Genomic DNA, 20,502 nt, shown 5'->3' on the forward strand with positions numbered 1-20,502 from the left:
CCGCAGGCTGCGATCTTTTTTGCGGTAACCGCGCTTACAAATCCGATTCCTTGACCACCCGTACTTGCGCCGCATCCAGCGCATACGCCGCATCCGCCAGGTCGTTGTTAACCGTCTCGATCTTCAGCGTGCCGGTCACCCAGAGCGGCGTATAGATGTCATTCAGCTTCAGGCCTTTGGGATAACGCACCAGCACCAGTTGGTTAGGCGGCGGCGGTGGCACGTGGATGCAAGCGCCCGGGTACGGCACGAGGAAGAACAACGTGCTGCGGCCCTTGGCATCGGATTCCAGCGGCACCGGATAACCGCCGATGCGGATGTGCTTGTCGTTCATCGACGGCACGGTCTTGGTCGAATACATCACCGTCGGCAAGCCCTTGCTCTGCTTCATGCCACCCTTTTGGGTAAAGGTGCCATTGGCTTCCGGGGAGTTGTGATCGATTTCGGGCATGGCCTCGAGGGCCTTCTGGTCCGACTTGGGCATCAGTTCGAGCCAGTCGGTTTCCGGCAGTTCGCCGGCATGGGCCAAACCACTGCCCAGGAAGAGAAGAGTCAACAGAAGACGGCGCATGGAGGTGCTCGGCAAAGGAAAGGACGTTGGAACGCCAAGCATTCTAGCCCTCTCCGGTGTTGGCGCAGAGAGGGCTTTGTCGCTTGAATCAGTTCTTTTTGATCAGGCCGTAGATCACCAGCAATATCACCGCGCCCACCAGCGCACCGATGAAACCTGCGCCCTGACCCGCATGGTAAATGCCCAGGGCCTGGCCGCCATAGGTGGCTGCCAGCGAACCGCCGATACCGAGCAGGATGGTCATGATCCAGCCCATGCTGTCATCGCCCGGTTTCAGAAACCGAGCCAGCAGGCCGACGATCAAGCCGATAAAGATGGTTCCGATAATTCCCATGGCATTTCCCTCTGATTAAGTTGGCTATGTCAAAGCCTAGACAGACTTTGGCATCCTGCCATCAGAGAACGGCGGCCACTGAAGGTTCCCCCGCTGCTACATGAAACTATTCGGCAATCAGCGCTTCGACTTTGAGGATCTGCGCGGCAAGGGTCGCACGGTCAGCACAACGCAGGTTGGCGTGACCAACCTTGCGGCCGACCTTGAAGGCCTTGCCGTAGTGATGCAGATGGCAATCGGCGATGGCCAGGACTTTCTCGGTGTCCGGTACTTTGCCGATGAAGTTGAGCATCGCACTCTCACCGACCTTGGCCGTCGAACCCAGCGGCAGACCGGCAACGGCCCGCAGGTGGTTTTCGAACTGACTGCACTCGGCACCTTCGGTGGTCCAGTGCCCGGAGTTGTGCACACGCGGGGCGATCTCGTTGGCCTTGAGGCCACCGTCGACTTCGAAGAACTCGAATGCCATCACGCCGACGTAGTCCAGTTGCTTGAGTACCCGGCTGGAGTAGTCTTCAGCCAACGCTTGCAACGGGTGATCGGTGCTGGCCACGGACAGCTTGAGGATGCCGCTGTCGTGGGTGTTGTGCACCAGGGGATAGAACTTCGTTTCGCCATCGCGGGCACGCACGGCGATCAGCGAGACTTCGCCGGTGAACGGCACGAAGCCTTCCAGCAGGCACGCAACGCTGCCCAGTTCGGCGAAGGTGCCGACCACGTCTTCAGGCTTGCGCAGGACTTTCTGGCCCTTGCCGTCGTAACCCAGGGTGCGGGTTTTCAGCACGGCCGGCAGGCCGATGGCAGCCACGGCGGCGTCCAGGTCAGCCTGGGACTGGATGTCGGCGAACGCAGGGGTCGGAATCCCCAGGTCCTTGAACATGCTCTTCTCGAACCAGCGATCGCGGGCGATGCGCAGCGCTTCGGCGCTCGGGTACACCGGAACGAATTGCGACAGGAAGGCCACGGTTTCGGCCGGGACGCTTTCGAACTCGAAGGTCACCAGATCGACTTCATCGGCCAACTGACGCAGGTGATCCTGATCGCCGTAATCGGCCCGCAGGTGTTCGCCCAATGCGGCTGCGCAAGCATCCGGCGCCGGGTCCAGGAAAGCGAAGTTCATGCCCAGCGGAGTGCCCGCCAGCGCCAACATGCGACCCAACTGGCCGCCACCGATTACACCGATCTTCATCGTCAACAACCTCAGGCGATGCGTGGGTCTGGATTGTCCAGGACGCTGTCTGTCTGCTCAGCGCGGAATTTTTTCAGCACGGTATGAAACTGCGGATGCTTGGCGCCCAGGATGCTCGCCGAGAGCAAGGCTGCATTGATCGCACCGGCCTTGCCGATGGCCAGGGTGGCGACCGGAATGCCGGCTGGCATCTGCACGATAGAAAGCAGCGAATCGACGCCCGAGAGCATCGACGACTGCACCGGCACGCCCAGCACCGGCAGGTGAGTCTTGGCCGCACACATGCCTGGCAGGTGGGCCGCGCCACCGGCACCGGCGATGATCACCTCGATGCCACGGGCCTCAGCCTCTTCGGCATACTGGAACAGCAGGTCCGGGGTGCGGTGGGCAGAGACCACTTTCACCTCGTAAGGGATGCCGAGCTTTTCCAGCATATCGGCGGTGTGGCTAAGGGTGGACCAATCGGACTTGGAGCCCATGATCACGCCAACCAGTGCGCTCATCGTCGTGCCTCTTCTCTCTGGGCGCCCGCAGGCGCGTCAAAAAACAACAAGCCACGCAAAATGCGTGGCTTGATTGTACGAATTATGGCCAGTCAAACCGGCCGAAGGCCGCGCAGTATACCTCAATGAGGCAGATAAACAGCCCCCCATACGACCATCTGTCATACGGCTCAAAGTACCGGTTTTATTGACTTCAGGGTCAGCCAAAAAGATCAAAAGATCGCAGCCTTCGGCAGCTCCTACGCCGAACATTATAGGAGCTGCCGAAGGCTGCGATTTTGGTGGCTGTGCAGACGCCGTATTTTATGCAGTCTGCGCTGCACCACCCTCGAGTTTGCGCCAGAGCAACCGCACATTCGCCTTGCGCACCAGCGCGCAGCGATACAGCCGAATCTCCAGCGGCACATGCCATTGCGGGCCACCGCAGATGACCAACTCGCCGCGAGCCAATTCGGCGCGCGCGCTCAAGCGCGGCACCCAGGCGATGCCCAGGCCTTCCAGCGCCATGCTTTTCAGGCTGTCGGCCATGGCGGTCTCGTAAATAGTGGTGAACCTCAGGGCACGCTGGCGCAACAGCATGTTCACCGAGCGCCCGAGAAATGCCCCGGCGCTGTAGGCCAGCAAAGGCACGCTGGTCTCGCCTTCCAGGTCGAACAACGGTTTGCCGTCAGCGTCCGCGGCGCACACCGGGAGCATTTCGGTGTCCCCCAGATGCAATGACGGAAAAATCTCCGAGTCCATTTGCATCGCTGCGTCCGGATCATAAAACGCCAACATCAGATCACAACCGCCTTCACGCAACGCGTGCACTGCATCGCCAACGTTTGTGGCCACCAGCCGCGTGGCAATGTTCAACCCTTCGTTGCGCAATTGTGCGATCCAGCGCGGAAAGAAACCCAGCGCCAGGGAGTGGGCGGCGGCGACCTGGATCACCTCGCCCTGCCCGCCTTCCAGGTGATGAAGATGACGTAATACTTCACCCAGCTGTTCGACCACGGTTCGCGCGGTCACGAGAAACAACTGCCCCGCCGCCGTCAGCTCGATCGGGGTGCGGGAACGGTTGACCAGCGTCAGCCCCAGCGCGGCTTCGAGGCTGCGGATCCGTCGGCTGAATGCAGGCTGGGTCACGAAGCGTCTTTCAGCCGCTTGGGAGAAGCTGCGGGTGGCGGCCAAGGCACTAAAGTCCTCAAGCCATTTGCTTTCCAGATTCATCACGCCCTCCCGGACATGCACCAATTTAGGTCACACGTTCGCCGCGCACGCGGCGTCACACGGGCATTATGCCGAATGTGCATAGGCTAGTGTTTAACAGCATTGGCTCAAAATTCTCCACAAGCCTAGCATTTGCGCTGTTCCGGCATAGACCGGGTCCATATCGAGATGATTTCTATCATGTCTTCCGCTGCATCTTTCCGCACAGAAAAAGACCTGCTTGGCGTACTCGAAGTACCTGCTCAAGCGTATTACGGCATCCAGACCCTGCGAGCGGTGAACAACTTCCGTCTCTCCGGCGTTCCGATTTCGCATTACCCAAAACTGGTTGTTGGTCTGGCGATGGTTAAACAGGCCGCCGCTGACGCCAACCGCGAGCTGGGTCACCTGAGCGAAGCCAAGCACGCTGCCATCAGCGAAGCCTGTGCCCGATTGATCCGCGGCGATTTCCACGAAGAATTCGTGGTGGACATGATTCAAGGCGGCGCTGGCACTTCAACCAACATGAATGCCAACGAAGTCATCGCCAACATCGCGCTGGAGGCCATGGGCCACAGCAAGGGCGAATACCAGTACCTGCACCCGAACAACGACGTGAACATGGCGCAGTCGACCAACGACGCCTACCCGACGGCCATCCGCCTGGGTCTGCTGTTGGGTCACGACGCGCTGCTGGCCAGCCTCGACAGCCTGATCCAGTCGTTCGCCGCCAAAGGTGAAGAATTCAGCCACGTCCTGAAGATGGGCCGTACCCAGCTGCAAGACGCCGTGCCGATGACCCTCGGCCAGGAATTCCGCGCCTTCGCCACCACCCTGAGCGAAGACCTGGCGCGCCTCAAATCCCTGGCGCCTGAACTGCTGACCGAAGTGAACCTGGGCGGCACCGCGATTGGTACCGGCATCAACGCCGACCCGCGTTACCAGGCCCTGGCCGTTCAGCGTCTGGCCCTGATCAGCGGTCAACCGCTGGTGCCAGCCGCCGACCTGATCGAAGCCACCTCCGACATGGGCGCCTTCGTGCTGTTCTCCGGCATGCTCAAGCGCACCGCGGTCAAGCTGTCGAAGATCTGCAACGACCTGCGTCTGCTGTCCAGCGGCCCACGCACCGGCATCAACGAAATCAACCTGCCGGCGCGCCAGCCAGGCAGCTCGATCATGCCAGGCAAGGTCAACCCGGTTATCCCTGAAGCCGTGAACCAGGTGGCGTTCCAGATCATCGGCAACGACCTGGCCCTGACCATCGCGGCCGAAGGCGGCCAGCTGCAGCTGAACGTGATGGAGCCGCTGATCGCCTTCAAGATCTTCGACTCGATCCGCCTGCTGCAACGTGCCATGGACATGCTGCGCGAGCACTGCATCGTCGGCATCACCGCCAACGAAGAACGCTGCCGTGAACTGGTCGAACACTCGATCGGCCTGGTTACCGCGCTGAACCCGTACATCGGCTATGAAAACGCCACCCGCATTGCCCGTGTTGCCCTCGAAAGCGGCCGCGGCGTGCTGGAACTGGTGCGCGAGGAACGCTTGCTCGACGAAGAAATGCTCGCCGACATCCTGCGCCCGGAAAACATGATTGCTCCGCGTCTGGTGCCTTTGAAGGCTTAACCAAACGCAGGCTCTTTTGAAGAGCACGCTCACCAGGTCGAGGGACTAGACACCTCTCACCTTTTGAGGGCTTGGGGATTTACTCCCTCAAGCCCTTTTTTTTCAACACTTTTGCGGATTTTACGAACATGTTGAATGTTTTCAGTACCGCAAAGATCGCAGCCTTCGGCAGCTCCTACCGGGTTTGACAGAGACCCGTAGAGGCTACCGAAGGCTGCGATTTTTTGATTTTGCAGCGCTTTCGTTTCGTCGCACGCACCACAACTGTGCAGACGGACGGCACTCTCCTATGTATAGTGCCGGCCCTCTTCGCATGAGCGGTCGTCGATAACGAGGCCTAAACCCATGCGAACCCCGAACTAATAACAACCCGCGAAATGGAACAGGGACGAACCTTCGACCCACCAGTTGTGCCACGCACAATCCGGTGTAACGCGATGTGTCTACCACCCAGTATTCGCACACACAAAAAATAGCGAGGAATAATCCATGCTCGAAGTCATCAACGACTTCCTCTCAGGGAAAGTACTGATCGCGCTCATTGTCGGGCTCGGTAGCTACTTCACGATCCGCTCGCGTTTCGTCCAATTGCGCCACTTCTTCCACATGTTCGCGGTGTTCCGCGACAGCCTGCGCAGCAGCGCCGGCCAACTCAGCTCGTTCCAGGCCCTGATGCTCAGCCTCGCGGGTCGCGTTGGTGCGGGCAACATTGCCGGTGTCGGTATCGCCGTGACCCTCGGTGGCCCCGGTGCCGTGTTCTGGATGTGGGTGACCGCGCTGGTCGGCATGTCCAGCAGCTTCTTCGAATGCTCCCTCGGCCAGCTCTACAAGCGCTGCGACTCCGAAGGCCAGTTCCGTGGCGGCCCGTCCTACTACATCCAGCACGGCCTGCAGAAACGCTGGCTGGGCATGGTCATGGCCGTGCTGCTGCTGGTGACCTTCGGCTTCGCCTTCAACGGTCTGCAATCCCACGCCGTGACTCACTCGCTGAATAGCGCCTTCGGCCTCGACACCACTTACACCGGGCTGGCCCTGGCGGTATTGCTGGGTCTGGTGTTCATCGGCGGTATCAAGCGGATCGCCAAGGTCGCTGACCTGCTGGTACCGGTGAAAACCCTGGTGTACATCGGCGTGACCATCTACGTGATCGTGCTGCAGTTCGACCACGTTCCAGGGATGTTGATGACCATCGTCAAAAGCGCCTTCGGTCTGGACCAGGCGTTCGGCGGTCTGATCGGCAGCGCTATCGTCATGGGCGTGAAGCGTGGCGTGTTCGCCAACGAAGCAGGCCTGGGCAGTGCGCCGAACGTGGCCGCCGTGGCCGCGGTCGAGCACCCGGTTGCACAAGGCGTGGTTCAGGCGTTCAGCGTGTTCCTCGACACCTTCGTGATCTGCACCTGCACCGCGTTGCTGATCCTGCTGTCGGGCTTCTACACCCCGGGCTTTGAAGGCGACGGCATTGCCCTGACCCAGAACTCCCTGGCCGCCGTGGTCGGTGACTGGGGCCGGATGTTCATCTCCGTGGCCCTGGCGTTGTTCGTGTTCACCTCGATCCTCTACAACTACTACTTGGGCGAGAACAGCCTGCGCTTCCTGGTCGGTGAAAACCGCAAGGCGCTGATGGGCTACCGCGCGCTGGTACTGGCGTTGATCTTCTGGGGTGCCATCGAGAACCTGGGCACGGTGTTCGCATTCGCCGACATCACCATGACCCTGCTGGCCTTCGTGAACCTGATCGCGCTGTTCCTGCTGTTCAAGGTCGGCATGCGGATCCTGCGTGACTACGATGACCAGCGTGCCGCCGGCATCAAGACCCCAGTGTTCGATTCGAGCAAGTTCGCGGATCTGGACCTGGACCTGAAAGCCTGGCCGGCCAATCCGCCAGCCGTCACCTCTCAGCCACAGGCCCAGCCTGCAGGCGTGACCGCAGCGCAACGCTGATCGGTAAAAAACCGGGCGCATCCCCTGCGCCCGGCGTGACACAACGTATGACCGGCGTCATGCTCGGTTGTACGTTGTGGCAGCTTTTTTGATGCTGCCGTTTTGATTCGGGCTTCAAGTCGCATCGCTGCCATCGCGAGCAGGCTCGCTCCCACAGTCATCGTTTTCGGAGAGTCTCCATGAATTCCTCGACCTATCCTGCCGCCCAAACCGTCATGGTGCTCTACACCGGTGGCACCATCGGCATGCAAGCCAGTGCCCACGGCCTGGCCCCGGCGTCCGGTTTCGAAACGCGGATGCGCGACTACCTGCACAGCCAGCCTGAGCTGGTAGTGCCGCAGTGGCGCTTTCGCGAGATGTCGCCACTGATCGACAGCGCCAACATGACACCCGCGTACTGGCAGCAACTGCGTGAAGCGGTGGTCGACGCCGTTGATGTCCAGGGCTGCGACAGCGTGCTGATCCTGCATGGCACCGACACCCTGGCCTACAGTGCCGCGGCCATGAGCTTTCAGTTGCTCGGCCTGAACGCCCGCGTATGTTTCACCGGCTCGATGCTGCCGGCCGGCGTGACCGACAGCGATGCCTGGGAAAACATCAGCGGCACACTGGTTGCCCTTGGCCAAGGCCTCGCGCCGGGTGTTCATCTGTACTTCCACGGTGAACTGCTCGACCCGACCCGTTGCGCCAAGGTTCGCAGTTTCGGTCGTCATCCGTTCAAGCGGCTGGAGCGTCAGGGTGGCGGCGTGAAAGCTTCCTCGATACCTGCCCAACTGAACTACAACCAGCCAAGGCAACTGGCGAAGGTCGCGGTGCTGCCGCTGTTCCCCGGCATCGGCGCCGAACAACTGGATGGCCTGCTCAACAGCGGTATTCAGGGTCTGGTGCTGGAATGTTATGGCAGCGGCACCGGGCCCAGCGACAACCCCGGGTTTCTCGCCAGCCTGGAACGGGCGCGAGACAACGGCGTGGTGGTGGTCGCGGTCACGCAATGTCATGAAGGTGGCGTGAAGCTCGACGTGTATGAGGCGGGCAGCCGCTTGCGCGATGCCGGTCTGTTGTCCGGTGGTGGCATGACCCGCGAGGCGGCATTCGGCAAGTTGCATGGATTGCTAGGTGCAGGGCTTGAAACCGCTGAAGTTCGGCGGCTGGTCGAACTCGACCTGTGTGGCGAACTGAGCTGACACAACACATAACCTTGTGGGAGCGGTCCGTGGCGAGGGGCTTGTCGGAACGCCGCATCGCCCCGTTGGGCTGCGAAGCTGCCCCAAAATCTCTGATGTACCAAAGATCTTGTGAGTGCTACGCACTCAAACGGGGGCAAGCCCCCTCGCCACAGCCCGCTCCCACAAGATCGTTGTTGGGCACATAACTTGCTCCCGTTCCAGCATCTCGACGCTGGAAGACTCCATGCTCCACTCCCACCTCACCACCCTCAACGCCGTCTCCCTGGTGCTCAACACCTTCAAGGCCGAAGGCCTGTCCAGCGAGGCGTTATTGGCTGGCAGCGGCATCAGCGCGGCGGATCTGAGCCGGGCGGACACGCGCATCACCACCAATCAGGAGATGCTGGTGTGCGCCAACGCCGTCGCGCTGCGCCGCGATATCGGTCTGGAGTTGGGCCGGCGGATGCACGTTTCGTCCTATGGCATGCTCGGGTACGCCTTACTCACCAGCGCCACTTTAGGTGACGCCTTGCAGTTGGCGCTGCACTATCCGGCGCTATTGGGAACACTGTTCGAGTTGAGCCTGGAGGAGGATGGCGAGCGCATCTGGCTCACCGCAGGCGACTATCGGGAAAACCCCGCGCTGGCACCGTTCAATGTCGAGTTTTGCCTGGTCTCGATGAAAGTCACCTGCGAAGACCTGCTCGGCCACCCTCTGCCTTTGCTCGGCGCTCGCTTCGATTACCCGGCACCGGACTATCAGACGCGCTACAGCGAGCGTTTCGACTGCCCGTTGCAGTTTGATGCAGCATCCAACGGATTTGCCTTCGACAAGCGTTGGCTCGAACACCCCCTGCCGCTGGCCGACGCCATCACCCACCAGGCCATGGCCGAACGCTGCCGCAAGCAAAACACCGAGTTCACCGGGCGTCAGGCCTGGCTGGGGCGCATCCGCCAATTGCTCGCCGCGCAACTGAGCGCGGCACCGGGCCTGGACGGGCTGGCCGAACAGTTGAACTGCTCGTCGCGCACCCTGCGCCGACATCTGAAGGACCTGGGATGCAGCTATCAGGAACTGCTCGATGAACTGCGATTTGAACAGGCCAAACGCATGCTCTGCGAGGATCAACTACCGATCTACCAGATTGCCGAAGCATTGGGGTTCAGCGAGACTGCGAGTTTCCGGCATGCGTTTGTGCGCTGGAGTGGGGTGGCGCCGAGCCAGTTCCGGCCTTGAGCCGCCCCTGTGGCGAGGGAGCTTGCTCCCGCTCGGCTGCGCAGTAGTCGTTACCCGGCAACTGCTATCTGAAGGGAGGAATACGGTGTTCGGTTTGGGTCTGCTGCGCAGACCAACAGGAGCAAGCTCCCTCGCCTCAGAGGGGCGAATTTCGGTCAAATGTTTTGGCCATATCGATCCCCTTTTGGCCTTTCCTGCCGTTCTCCCAAACGTCGCCTGCCGCAAGACTGTGTTCAAACCGAATCAGCCTGCGGAGAACAAGAATGCTGACGATCTACTCGGACGACCACCACCTGCATCATGGCCGTTGTGAATTGATGGACGGGCAATTGATGCCCTGCTTCGAAATGCCCTCGCGCGCCGATCACGTATTGCAACGGGTCAAGAATCAGAACCTCGGGCCGGTCGAAGCGCCGAAAGACTTCGGCCTTGATCCGATCGCGCGCATCCACAGCCGCGATTACCTCGACTTCTTCAAAGGTGCCTGGGCGCGCTGGACCGCATTCAATACCGACGGGGATTTACTGCCCTATACCTGGCCGGCCCGCACCCTGCGCCGAATCATGCCCACCAGCCTGCACGGCCAACTCGGCTATTACAGCTTCGACGGCGGCGCACCGATCACCGCCGGCACCTGGCAAGCGGCGTACAGCGCAGCGCAAGTTGCCCTCACGGCCCAAGCGGCGATCCAGCGCGGCGCCCGCAGTGCCTTCGCCCTGTGCCGTCCACCGGGACACCATGCCGCCAGCGATTTGATGGGCGGTTATTGCTACCTCAACAACGCCGCCATCGCCGCTCAAGCGTTCCTCGATCAAGGCCACAAAAAGGTTGCGATCCTCGATGTCGATTACCACCACGGCAACGGTACTCAATCGATTTTCTACGAACGCAGCGACGTGCTGTTCACCTCGATCCACGGTCATCCAGAAGCCGAGTTTCCGTTCTTCCTCGGCTACGAAGACGAACGCGGTGAAGGCGCAGGCGAAGGGTTCAACTTCAACTACCCATTGCCCGCCGGCAGTGCTTGGGACCGTTGGAGCGCCGCGCTGGAACAAGCCTGCAAAGAGATCGAAACGTACGGCGCCGACATCGTTGTCGTGTCCCTGGGCGTCGATACGTTCAAGGACGACCCCATCTCCCAATTCAAACTCGACAGCCCGGATTACCTGGCGATGGGCACGCGCATCGCCAGCCTCGGCAAGCCGACACTGTTCGTGATGGAAGGCGGTTACGCAGTAGAAGAAATCGGCATCAATGCCGTGAACGTTCTCGAAGGTTTTGAAAGCGCCCAATGAGGAATTAGAACAATGAACCGACTCAAGCGTCTTATCGCTCCAGCTCTATGCGCCACGCTGCTCAGTGGCGCCGTTCATGCTGAAGAACGCACTTTGCGGGTCTACAACTGGTTCGACTACATCACCCCCAAAGCACTGGAAGATTTCAAGGCTCAGAACACCCAGACCAAACTGGTCTACGACATTTTCGACACCAACGAAGCACTGGAAGCCAAGCTGCTGACCGGCAACTCCGGCTATGACGTGGTGGTGCCGTCCAACGTGTTCCTCGCCAAGCAGATCGAAGCCGGCGTATTCCAGCCAGTGGATCGCAGCAAACTGCCGAACTGGAACCACCTCGATCCCAAGCTGATGAAGCTGATCGAAGCCAACGACCCGGGCAACAAATTCGCCGTGCCGTACATGTACGGCACCATCCTGATTGGCTTCAACCCGGACAAGGTCAAGGCGGCTTTGGGCGACAACGCACCGGTGAACAGCTGGGACCTGATCTTCAAGGAAGAGAACATCAGCAAGCTCAAGCAATGCGGCGTGGCCCTGCTCGACTCACCTTCGGAGATCCTGCCGCTGGCCCTGCAACACCTCGGCCTGGACCCCAACAGCAAGAAGCCCGCGGACTACGCCAAGGCTGAAGCGCTGCTGATGAAGATCCGCCCGTACGTCACCTACTTCCACTCCTCCAAGTACATGGCCGACATCGCCAACGGTGACATCTGCGTCGCAGTCGGTTACTCCGGCAGCTTCTCCCAGGCCGCCAACCGCGCCAAGGAAGCCAAGAACGGTGTGATCGTCGACATGCGCCTGCCCAAGGAAGGCGCGCCGATCTGGTTCGACATGCTCGCGATCCCCAAAGGCGCGAAAAACCCGGAAGACGCCTACACCTTCATCAACTACCTGCTGCAACCCCAGGTCATCGCACCGGTCAGCGACTTCGTCGGCTACCCGAACCCGAACAAGGACGCCACGGAAATGGTTGACCCGGCGATTCGCAACAACCCGAACCTGTACCCGACCGAAACGGCAATGAGCACGCTTTACACCCTGCAACCCTTGCCTCGCGATGCCGAACGGGCGCGGACCCGGGCCTGGACCAAGATTAAGTCCGGGACCTGAAACACCCGGTGAATCAAAGACCCGCGCCATCGCGGGTCTTTTTTTGTCAGCGCCTACTGGGGGGCTTTGATCTGCCCGGTGGCAGCAATCAGGAGCTCATCGCCATTTATCGCGGCGAGATCAGTCGCACACTCGCCGTCCCAGTGTTTTATTCGTAGGTCAGCGGTTCATTAGAAAAAACGGGAGGCCATCGTTCAATCCCGCCAGACCTGTCGCAACCGTGCCAGCGCCGACTCTATCGCTGGCTCTGGCACCGCCGCAAAACCCAATACCAGACCGGCGCGCTGATCGACTGGAGTCCTGGAGTCCGATAGCCAATAGTTGCTCAAGCCATTGATCTCCACACCCACGCTTTCCGCTTGTTCGATCAGCTGCCGTTCGCGGGCCAGGCTGTCCACTGAAACCGTCAGGTGCAGCCCGGCGGAGACGGTGGGCAGGCTACCCACACCGGCAATCCCGGTCGGCCAACCGTCCAGCAAACAGTTGCGACGGCTGAGGGCGGCACGCCGCATCCGGCGAATGTGCCGCTGAAAATGCCCGGTAGCCATGAACTCGGCCATCACCGCCTGAGTGCTCACCTCGGAATGGCGCATATCCACCGCCCGACGTTGCGCGAACGCCTCCACCAGACCCGGGGGCAACACCAGATACCCCAGACGCAACGCCGGAAAGGCGACCTTGCCGAAGGTGCCGACATACAGCACCCGCCCATGGCGATCGAGTGCCGCCAGCGGCGCCAGTGGCGCGCCGCTGTAACGGTACTCGCCATCGTAGTCGTCCTCGATGATCCAGCCCTGGTTGCCCTCGGCCCAGGCGAGCAGTTCCAGACGCCGGGCCAGACTCATGACCACACCGGTCGGGTATTGATGGGAAGGCGTAACGTAAGCCAGCCGGCAATCGCTCAACCCCGCCAGCGTGCTGCAGTCGATCCCTTCGTCATCCACCGGCACACCGTGCAACCGTGCACCGGCTACCGCAAAGGCATGACCGGCGGCGCGATAACCTGGGTTTTCGATGCCCACCCCATCGCCAGGCCCCACCAGCAACTGTGCACAAAGGCTGATCCCCTGCTGCGCACCACTGGTGATCACAATTTGCTCAGCGGTGCACTGCATGCCGCGCGAACTGCGCAAGTAAGCAGCAATCAGCCCACGCAATCGCGAATCGCCCGCAGGGTCGCCATAACACAGCTGCTGCAAATCCGGCTTACGCCAGAAAGCCGCATTCAGCTTGGCCCAAACCTCGAAAGGGAACAGATCGAACGCAGGCACGCCGACCCTGAATGCGCGCGGCGGACCACTGGGCGGCACGGCCAAATGATTCTTTTCAACGCGCCCCAAAGCGCCGCTGTGGATAACTTTACTGGATGAATCAACAGGCAAATCCAGCCAGTCTGTGGATAAGGCTGTGGGTAACCCTGTTGAAAATCCTGTGGATACTTTTGTGGATAATTTTTTCACCGGCAACGCCGCCTGAGGCAATTGCGCAACGTAAGTCCCGTCGCCAACACGCCCCTCGATGAAGCCTTCAGCGTAAAGCTGATCGTAGGCACGGACCACGCTGTTGCGGGAAATCGATAAGGCCGCCGCCAGATCGCGACTGGCCGGCAGTCGTGTGCCGCTGGCCAATCGTCCGTCGAGTACGCGTACCCGCAGCGCTTGATAGAGCTGCCGACTCAGGCCCTGGCGGCGGTCGAGTTCGATACCCGCCGGGTTGAACGACGAGGGAAGCGGCGTATTCGACATGACAATGGACCTATGAAATTGGTCATTAATGGCTCTTACAACAGACCATTAGCCTGCCTAGGATGAGGGCATTCGCCAAGGAAATTTTCCCTGTACCTGCCACTTTGACGCGTTAAGGAATAAACATGAGTCAGATCGACATCCGCCAGGTCACCGCCGACGATCACGCTGCCTGGCTGCCGTTATGGCAAGCCTACTTGCGCTTCTACAACACCGAACTGCCCGATGTCGTGACCCAAAGCACCTGGCAACGCCTGCTCGACCCGAGCGAACCGACCCACGGGGCGCTGGCCTGGGCCGATGGCAAAGCAGTGGGCATGGTGCACTTCATCTATCACCGCTCGAACTGGAGCATCGAAAACTCCTGTTACCTGCAAGACTTGCTGGTAACGCCCGAAACCCGTGGCACCGGCGTCGGTCGGCAACTGATCGAATTCGTCTACAGCACAGCCAAGGCCGACGGTTGCTGCAAGGTCCACTGGCTGACCCACGAAACCAACGCCACCGCGATCCAGCTCTATGAGCGCATCGCCGAACGTCCCGGTTTCATCCAGTTTCGCAAAGCCCTTTAAGGTTCAAGGAGAACACCATGTCGACTTCACTCGCAGACTGGAAAGGCGTTCCGGCGCCTTCGGTCCAACTGATCGAAGGGCGTTTCATTCGCCTGGAAAAACTCGACCCGGCGCGTCACGCCGACGGTTTGTGGAAAGCCCTGGAAGGCCCGGGCTCGGACCCGAAGCTTTGGGACTATTTGCCTTATGGTCCTTTCCCGGAGCGCAGCGCATTCAACGACTGGCTGAACAATCACGCGGCCAACAGCGATCCGTATTTTTTCACGGTGATCGACCGCGCTAGCGGCGATGTGCAAGGCATCCTCAGCCTAATGTCGATTGTCCCTTCGCAGGGTCGCATCGAGATCGGCCATGTGACCTTCGGCGCACCGATGCAGCGCTCACCGAAAAGCACCGAGGCGGTTTACCTGCTGGCCAGGGAAGCGTTTGCGCTGGGTTACCGGCGTCTGGAATGGAAGTGCAACAACGGCAACGCTCGCTCCAAGTACGCAGCAGAACGGTTGGGGTTCAGTTTTGAGGGGGTGTTCCGCCAGCACATGGTGGTCAAGGGTCAGAACCGCGACACGGCGTGGTATTCGATTCTGGACTCGGAATGGCCGACGATTCAGGCGGGGTTCGAGCGGTGGTTGAGCGATGAAAACCAGACGGAATCGGGGCAGGTGAAAACGTTGGCGGAGTGCCGGAGCTAAAAGCCTTAACGACAAAAGATCGCAGCCTTCGGCAGCTTCTACAGGTATACACAAAACCCTGTCGGAGCTGCCGAAGGCTGCGATCTTTTGATCTTTCTTTTTTACACCAACTTCCGCGCCAACACCGCAATATGCTCCGGCCCGATCCCGCAGCATCCGCCCAAATGGCTGGCCCCCCTCTTCCGCCAGTCAGCCGCCCAAACCAGATAACCCGGCGGATCGAGATCATCACGTAGCGGGTCCAGACCGTCGTTGGCCGTGGCTTCTTTCGGTTGAGGCGGGAAGGCATTGGCGTAAGCGCCGATATGAATCTTCACCCCCAGGCGCTCGAAGGTTTCCCGCGCCGCATCAATCGCCGCGCCGATCACTTCCGGCTGGCTGCAGTTGAACAGCAAAGTCTCGACACCCAACTCAGCCGCCACCGCGGCGGCCTCAGCCACTGGCTCACCGGAGCGCAAACGCGGCACTTCGTCGGTGTCTTCATCCTTCAAGGTAAACGACAGCCACAACGGTTTGCCGTCCTTCGGCAGCCCGGCATGGATCGCCCGTGCTTCGACAATCGAACTCTGGGTTTCGGCCAGCCACAGATCAACATGAGGCGCCAGGCCATTGACCAGAGGGCTCAACAGTTCAGTCACTCGAGCAGCATCGAACAAGTCCGGGCGGTAGGAGCCAAACAACGGCGGCAATGAGCCGGCCACACGCACCGCTTGGCCCGACGCATCGACTGCACGCCGAGCCAGCTCGCCGGCCAACGCCGCAAGGGCCTGGCCTTCAGCGGCAAAACGCTCCTCGCCAATGTGGAACGGCACCACCGCGTAACTGTTGCTGGTGATCACGTTGGCACCGCTCTCGATATAAGCCGCGTGCACTGCCTCCACGGCTTGTGGCGCCTCGCTCAAGGCCAGCGCCGACCACTCGGGTTGCCTGAACGGCGCCCCTCGGCGTTGCAGTTCACGACCCATGCCGCCATCCAGAATTACCGTGCTGTCTGCGCCCATATGCTTTTCACTCATAAGCTTATGAAAATAACTCACTATCAGAGTCGTTCTTATAACTATTTAATGCGCACCATACGGTTAATAACAACCTCTTTTTTCAGGGATCAACTGTGAAACTTCAACCGCTGCTGGCCCTGGGCCTGACGATTCTGGCTGCCTCCACCCAAGCCTTTGCCGGCGCCACTCTGGATCGCATCGAACAAAAGAAAGAACTGGTCGGCGTGTTGATGGAAAGCTATCCACCCTTCTCGTTCCTCAACGATCAAAACCAGCTCGACGGTTTCGACGTCGACGTGGCCAAGGCCGTGGCGAACAAACTGGGCGTCAAGCTGCGTCTGGAAACGCCGTCCTGGGATGTGATCGCCGCCGGCCGCTGGAGCGGGCGTTACGACATCTGCATCTGCTCCATGACCCCGAGCAAGGCCCGCGCCGAAGTCTTCGACTTCCCGGTCGAGTACTACGCCTCCCCCGCCGTGATCGTGGTCAATGCCAAGGACGATAGCATTCACAGCGCCAAGGACCTGAGCGGCAAGAAAGTCGGCCTCACCAGCGCCTCCAGCTATGAAAGCTACCTGAACAAAAACCTGGTGATCGAAGGCGCCGAAGACACCCAACTGCAGTATCCGTTCGAGAACGTGCAGATCGCCCCGTATGACACTGACAACGTCGCATTCCAGGATCTGGGCCTGGGCGCTGGCGTGCGTCTGGACGCGATCCTCACCAACCTCGTCACCGCGCAACCGCGCCTGAACGAAGACAAGCGCTTCAAGCTCGCTGGCCAGCCGCTGTACTCGGAGCCGAACTCGGTGGCCATCGAAAAAGGCGACGCCCAGTGGGACGCCAAAGTGCGTGAAGTGTTCGCTCAGTTGAAACAGGACGGCACCTTGAGCAAGCTGTCGCAAAAATGGATCGGCGCCGACATCAGCAAATGACTTCTTTCCCCAAACCTCCTCAGCCACCGCAACCGGTGGTTGAGTCATTACTGCGACGGGTCTTCGGCTTCCGTACCCGGCTGTACCTGACCTGGGCGGCGATGTTCGGCTTGTTCGCCAGTTTCTTCCTGAGCTTCGACCTGAAGTTCTCGATCATCCTCGACAAACTGCCGAACCTGATCGGCCTGCACCTGGCGCCCAACGGCTTTCTGCAAGGCGCGGCGCTGACGCTGTTCTTGTGCCTGTGCTCGATTGTGGCTTCGTCGCTGCTGGGCTTCATCACGGCCCTGGCTCGACTGTCGAAAAGCGCCGTGGCGTTCGGCATCGCAAGTTTCTATGCCTCGTTCTTTCGCGGCACGCCGCTGCTCATCCAGATATTGCTGATCTACCTCGGCTTGCCGCAATTGGGCGTCGTGCCCGGCGCGATTGCCGCCGGCATCATCGCCCTGTCGCTGAACTACGGCGCCTACCTGAGCGAAATCTTCCGCGCTGGCATCCTTGGCGTCCCCCATGGCCAACGCGAAGCGTCGCTGGCCCTGGGCATGCGCGAAACCGTGATCTTCTGGCGCGTCACCCTGCCCCAGGCCATGCGCACCATCATCCCGCCCACCACCAACCAGTTCATCTCCATGCTCAAGGACTCATCACTGATCTCGGTGATGGGGGTTTGGGAAGTGATGTTCCTGGCACAATCGTACGGGCGCTCGAGCTATCGCTATATCGAAATGCTGACGACGGCGGCGATTATTTATTGGCTGATGTCGATTGGACTGGAGCTGATTCAGGCGCGGATGGAACGGCATTATGGGAAGGCGTATTTAAGTCGTAGTTAGCAACGAACAGCCTCGCCAATTTCAAGCGTGCCAGCGGCGAGATCGGCAACAACAGCCGTAATCATGGATTGATCGGGCATTGGTAGATGAGTTTCTAAGTTTTCGCCAATGGAAGCTTCCGGGATTGCTGTAAGGAAAAACATCAAATGGTCGGGTGAAAACGGACGTCGTCGAAGACCACCATTGCTTCGGCTACAACCGACGTCTCTACGCCTTTCGATGCGCCGGGAAACGCCCGGCATCCTGAAACCGGATCGACTTTTAGAGTTTGGCCTCCCTTCAAAAGAGGCTGAACCCGATGTCCAGCAGACACACTTTTCGACCGCAATGCATGGCTCTGACGATTTCCCTCACCCTTGCCCATGCAGGTTCCGCGCATGCTCAACAGCCAACCGCCATCCTGCCGTCATTCGCTAATCAAATGACACTGTTCGAGGCATTCATCAACGGTTCAGACACGGTTAAAACGCCGGTAACCAAAACAGAAAAAGGTGCTGATGGCATCGCATTGAAACTGAGCGATGCCAACGATCTGATAACCGTCAGCCGACGCGGCCGTTTCGACGGGATCGTTGATGGAGGCGGCGGCACCAACGCTCTGCAACTCGATATCGTGAGCGGTGGCGAACTAGGGGAAAGCCGGAATTTTAACTACCTGCACGTCAATCGAGGTGAGTGGACGCTGACGGGGACTGGTGACTTCTCCGAAGGCGCCATAGTGAAGGAAAAAGCTGCGCTAACTAATCGCGGGCACATTGTCGGCCAAGTTTCGGTTGATAAAAAAGCGACCTTTCGCGGCAATGGGCAAGTTGGCCACTTGTTGGTAGCAGGTCGGCTTGAGGTCAATGCGATGCACGGTGCACCGCGGGTAAGCGGCAACCTTGAGCTGCACGACACTGGCGAACTGGCCTATGAGGTAAATGCCGATGGCCGCAGCGAAACCATTCAGGTTGATGGCACCGCCAACCTTGGCAACGCCACGCTGAACATTGTCGCCGTGCCGGGCGACTATGCGTTGAGCAACCAGTACACCGTTATGAACGCCAGCAACGTCGAAGGTGAGTTCGGCAAGGTTCTCAACAACCTGGCTTTCATGACCCCTGCCATTCAGTACAACGAAAAATCTGTTGGCCTGACTTATGCGCGGAATGAGGTGACTATCGAAAGCCTCGCGAGCAGCGACAATGGACGCGAGTTGGCTAACAGCATCGAAGAACCAATAGAGTCCCCCTCTGCTCAGATGCCATCTGACACGACGAACAACACGATCGCCGCCGTGACTCCAACCGCCACCTCCGAACCCTCCATCAGCGCACTGACTCCACCTCTTGCCACAAAAAATGAGGCCTTCGAAGTAGCGTCATCGCCCACTCCCCATCCGACGGTCGTCGCTGCGAAGTCATCCACCACAACCAACGCCGCCATCTCCGCCCTGCTCGGCTCCAACAAAGCCACCGCCATCCTGGCGATCGAACAATTGGCCGGTGGCAGCAATGCCAACCTGGCCAGTGCAACCTTGAGTAGCGCCAATTCGGTGAACAGCAGCCTGCTCTCGGCCATGCGCCAGACGGACAATACCGACTTCAACGGGCAGCACAGAACGCCGAGTTTGGCGGCGGGCAGCGAAGCCACTGGCAGGGTCTGGCTACAAGCACTGGGCAACGGCGGCACACTCGATCGCGGCCATGCCAGCAGCGCGCTGCAACATTCCACGGAAGGTCTGGTGCTGGGTGCGGATTGGGCGCTCGATGAGCAATGGCGTGTGGGCGCCATCGGCGCAAAATCGCAGACACGCCTGGACGGAAATCATCTGGACGGAGATCTGGACAGTTGGCACTTGGGCGCCTATGCCCTGCGCCAAAGCGGCCCGTTGGCGTTACGTCTGGGCGCAAGTTACGGCAACCACGATGGCAGCACCAAACGGCGAGTGGCGTTCAACAGTTTCAGCGATCGCCTGAAAGGCCGCTACGACGCCCACACTCAGCAAGCCTTTGCAGAGCTGGGTTACAACCTCGGCAGCGGTAGTTTCCACGCCGAGCCCTTTGCCAATCTCGGCTATCAGCGCTACCAGCGTGACAGCTATACCGAGAAAGGTGGAGCGGCGGCATTACAGGTCCATGGGCAAACGCAGGGCAATTTCAGTAGCACATTCGGTCTGCGCCTCGCACAGCTCAATACGCTGGATAACGGCATGCAACTGACGCCACGATTCGGCGCCGGCTGGAAACACACCTACGGTGATGTCGACAGCAGGACTCATCAACGACTGGTAACCGGCGGCAGGACTTACACCGTCAAAGGCGCTGCGCTGGATCGCAACAGCCTGCTGGTCGATGCGGGTCTGGATCTTGGGGTTTCGGCAAACCATACATTGGGTGTTGGCTTCACTGGCGAAATCTCCAGTGATAGCCGCAATCATGGCGTGACGGGACAGTGGCGGATGGCGTTCTGACGAAATCACCTCGCCCTTACTGATTCAGCACAGTTCCTCCTGGTGGGAGCGAAGGCCCAAACTCCGGGCGAAAAAAAAGGGGAGCACATGCCCCCCCGAGGTTTAAAGCGGT

General features: G+C 60.0%; 18 protein-coding genes. 11 read left to right on the forward strand and 7 right to left on the reverse strand.

The genetic code is table 11. The annotated features are described in order from the left end of the window. Window positions 1-34: 34 nt before the first annotated feature. From ACCC96_RS05510 to ACCC96_RS05530, 5 genes are all read right to left on the reverse strand, one after another. Window positions 35-571, reverse strand: coding sequence for a DUF3299 domain-containing protein (locus tag ACCC96_RS05510; protein ID WP_413695165.1), 537 nt, complete (start codon window positions 569-571; stop codon window positions 35-37). A gap of 88 nt (window positions 572-659) precedes the next feature. Then, window positions 660-905 (reverse strand): GlsB/YeaQ/YmgE family stress response membrane protein, encoded by a 246-nt coding sequence (locus ACCC96_RS05515; protein ID WP_007934492.1) that lies wholly within the window; start codon window positions 903-905, stop codon window positions 660-662. A 106-nt stretch (window positions 906-1,011) separates the two neighbouring features. Beyond that, window positions 1,012-2,094, reverse strand: coding sequence for a 5-(carboxyamino)imidazole ribonucleotide synthase (locus tag ACCC96_RS05520; RefSeq protein WP_258671690.1), 1,083 nt, complete (start codon window positions 2,092-2,094; stop codon window positions 1,012-1,014). Window positions 2,095-2,105: 11 nt separating this feature from the next. Continuing rightward, window positions 2,106-2,597: a 5-(carboxyamino)imidazole ribonucleotide mutase gene (purE, locus tag ACCC96_RS05525; RefSeq protein ID WP_003196369.1), complete on the reverse strand. Its 492-nt coding sequence runs from the start codon at window positions 2,595-2,597 to the stop codon at window positions 2,106-2,108. Window positions 2,598-2,900: 303 nt separating this feature from the next. Further along, window positions 2,901-3,809, reverse strand: coding sequence for a LysR substrate-binding domain-containing protein (locus ACCC96_RS05530; RefSeq protein ID WP_413695166.1), 909 nt, complete (start codon window positions 3,807-3,809; stop codon window positions 2,901-2,903). A 180-nt stretch (window positions 3,810-3,989) separates the two neighbouring features. On the opposite strand from ACCC96_RS05530, the gene aspA reads away from it, so the two are divergent. The 6 genes from aspA (at window position 3,990) to ACCC96_RS05560 (ending at window position 12,166) form a co-directional block, all read left to right on the forward strand. Further along, the gene (aspA, locus tag ACCC96_RS05535; RefSeq protein WP_007934488.1) at window positions 3,990-5,414 is read left to right on the forward strand and encodes an aspartate ammonia-lyase; all 1,425 of its coding nucleotides are present in this window, start codon (window positions 3,990-3,992) and stop codon (window positions 5,412-5,414) included. A gap of 489 nt (window positions 5,415-5,903) precedes the next feature. Then, a complete protein-coding gene (locus tag ACCC96_RS05540) occupies window positions 5,904-7,355 on the forward strand; it encodes an alanine/glycine:cation symporter family protein (protein ID WP_028940109.1) in 1,452 nt (483 codons plus the stop codon). 179 nt (window positions 7,356-7,534) lie between these two features. Further along, the gene (locus ACCC96_RS05545; RefSeq protein ID WP_413695167.1) at window positions 7,535-8,539 is read left to right on the forward strand and encodes an asparaginase; all 1,005 of its coding nucleotides are present in this window, start codon (window positions 7,535-7,537) and stop codon (window positions 8,537-8,539) included. 226 nt (window positions 8,540-8,765) lie between these two features. Beyond that, complete coding sequence (locus ACCC96_RS05550; protein ID WP_413695168.1) at window positions 8,766-9,758, forward strand: AraC family transcriptional regulator; 993 nt, start codon at window positions 8,766-8,768, stop codon at window positions 9,756-9,758. Between the two features lie 263 nt (window positions 9,759-10,021). Then, window positions 10,022-11,053 (forward strand): histone deacetylase family protein, encoded by a 1,032-nt coding sequence (locus tag ACCC96_RS05555; RefSeq protein ID WP_413695169.1) that lies wholly within the window; start codon window positions 10,022-10,024, stop codon window positions 11,051-11,053. A gap of 12 nt (window positions 11,054-11,065) precedes the next feature. Next, entirely contained in the window at window positions 11,066-12,166 is a 1,101-nt protein-coding gene (locus tag ACCC96_RS05560; RefSeq protein WP_258671694.1) for a polyamine ABC transporter substrate-binding protein, read from the forward strand. A gap of 194 nt (window positions 12,167-12,360) precedes the next feature. On the opposite strand, the gene ACCC96_RS05565 is transcribed toward ACCC96_RS05560, so the two are convergent. Then, on the reverse strand, window positions 12,361-13,911 hold the full coding sequence (locus ACCC96_RS05565; protein WP_413695170.1) for a PLP-dependent aminotransferase family protein: 1,551 nt from the start codon (window positions 13,909-13,911) through the stop codon (window positions 12,361-12,363). 125 nt (window positions 13,912-14,036) lie between these two features. Here ACCC96_RS05565 and ACCC96_RS05570 point away from each other — a divergent pair, with 125 nt between their 5' ends. Beyond that, complete coding sequence (locus ACCC96_RS05570) at window positions 14,037-14,483, forward strand: N-acetyltransferase family protein (protein ID WP_413695171.1); 447 nt, start codon at window positions 14,037-14,039, stop codon at window positions 14,481-14,483. Between the two features lie 17 nt (window positions 14,484-14,500). Beyond that, entirely contained in the window at window positions 14,501-15,172 is a 672-nt protein-coding gene (locus tag ACCC96_RS05575) for a GNAT family N-acetyltransferase (protein WP_413695172.1), read from the forward strand. Window positions 15,173-15,273: 101 nt separating this feature from the next. On the opposite strand, the gene ACCC96_RS05580 is transcribed toward ACCC96_RS05575, so the two are convergent. Beyond that, window positions 15,274-16,173, reverse strand: coding sequence for a homocysteine S-methyltransferase family protein (locus tag ACCC96_RS05580; RefSeq protein ID WP_413695173.1), 900 nt, complete (start codon window positions 16,171-16,173; stop codon window positions 15,274-15,276). A 110-nt stretch (window positions 16,174-16,283) separates the two neighbouring features. On the opposite strand from ACCC96_RS05580, the gene ACCC96_RS05585 reads away from it, so the two are divergent. From ACCC96_RS05585 to ACCC96_RS05595, 3 genes are all read left to right on the forward strand, one after another. Continuing rightward, window positions 16,284-17,105 carry an ABC transporter substrate-binding protein gene (locus tag ACCC96_RS05585; RefSeq protein ID WP_019651293.1) on the forward strand — a complete coding sequence of 274 codons (822 nt, stop codon included), beginning with the start codon at window positions 16,284-16,286 and terminating at the stop codon, window positions 17,103-17,105. Beyond that, the gene (locus ACCC96_RS05590) at window positions 17,102-17,938 is read left to right on the forward strand and encodes an amino acid ABC transporter permease (RefSeq protein WP_413695174.1); all 837 of its coding nucleotides are present in this window, start codon (window positions 17,102-17,104) and stop codon (window positions 17,936-17,938) included. Before ACCC96_RS05585 ends, ACCC96_RS05590 begins: the two co-directional genes overlap by 4 nt. 298 nt (window positions 17,939-18,236) lie before the next feature. After that, a complete protein-coding gene (locus ACCC96_RS05595) occupies window positions 18,237-20,390 on the forward strand; it encodes an autotransporter domain-containing protein (protein ID WP_413695175.1) in 2,154 nt (717 codons plus the stop codon). The last annotated feature ends 112 nt before the right edge of the window (window positions 20,391-20,502 follow it).

Origin of the sequence: Pseudomonas sp. Pseusp11 (assembly GCF_047304405.1) — a bacterium.
In the GTDB taxonomy this organism is placed as follows: Bacteria; Pseudomonadota; Gammaproteobacteria; order Pseudomonadales; family Pseudomonadaceae; genus Aquipseudomonas.

Coding starts and splice junctions, on each gene's coding strand:
- aspA (WP_007934488.1), top strand. CDS start 3,990: ATGTCTTCCGCTGCATCTTTCCGCACAGAAAAAGACCTGCTTGGCGTA.
- ACCC96_RS05580 (WP_413695173.1), bottom strand. CDS start 16,173: ATGGGCGCAGACAGCACGGTAATTCTGGATGGCGGCATGGGTCGTGAA.
- purE (WP_003196369.1), bottom strand. CDS start 2,597: ATGAGCGCACTGGTTGGCGTGATCATGGGCTCCAAGTCCGATTGGTCC.
- ACCC96_RS05510 (WP_413695165.1), bottom strand. CDS start 571: ATGCGCCGTCTTCTGTTGACTCTTCTCTTCCTGGGCAGTGGTTTGGCC.
- ACCC96_RS05540 (WP_028940109.1), top strand. CDS start 5,904: ATGCTCGAAGTCATCAACGACTTCCTCTCAGGGAAAGTACTGATCGCG.
- ACCC96_RS05530 (WP_413695166.1), bottom strand. CDS start 3,809: ATGAATCTGGAAAGCAAATGGCTTGAGGACTTTAGTGCCTTGGCCGCC.
- ACCC96_RS05565 (WP_413695170.1), bottom strand. CDS start 13,911: ATGTCGAATACGCCGCTTCCCTCGTCGTTCAACCCGGCGGGTATCGAA.
- ACCC96_RS05520 (WP_258671690.1), bottom strand. CDS start 2,094: ATGAAGATCGGTGTAATCGGTGGCGGCCAGTTGGGTCGCATGTTGGCG.
- ACCC96_RS05595 (WP_413695175.1), top strand. CDS start 18,237: ATGTCCAGCAGACACACTTTTCGACCGCAATGCATGGCTCTGACGATT.
- ACCC96_RS05560 (WP_258671694.1), top strand. CDS start 11,066: ATGAACCGACTCAAGCGTCTTATCGCTCCAGCTCTATGCGCCACGCTG.
- ACCC96_RS05590 (WP_413695174.1), top strand. CDS start 17,102: ATGACTTCTTTCCCCAAACCTCCTCAGCCACCGCAACCGGTGGTTGAG.
- ACCC96_RS05570 (WP_413695171.1), top strand. CDS start 14,037: ATGAGTCAGATCGACATCCGCCAGGTCACCGCCGACGATCACGCTGCC.
- ACCC96_RS05515 (WP_007934492.1), bottom strand. CDS start 905: ATGGGAATTATCGGAACCATCTTTATCGGCTTGATCGTCGGCCTGCTG.
- ACCC96_RS05575 (WP_413695172.1), top strand. CDS start 14,501: ATGTCGACTTCACTCGCAGACTGGAAAGGCGTTCCGGCGCCTTCGGTC.
- ACCC96_RS05550 (WP_413695168.1), top strand. CDS start 8,766: ATGCTCCACTCCCACCTCACCACCCTCAACGCCGTCTCCCTGGTGCTC.
- ACCC96_RS05555 (WP_413695169.1), top strand. CDS start 10,022: ATGCTGACGATCTACTCGGACGACCACCACCTGCATCATGGCCGTTGT.
- ACCC96_RS05545 (WP_413695167.1), top strand. CDS start 7,535: ATGAATTCCTCGACCTATCCTGCCGCCCAAACCGTCATGGTGCTCTAC.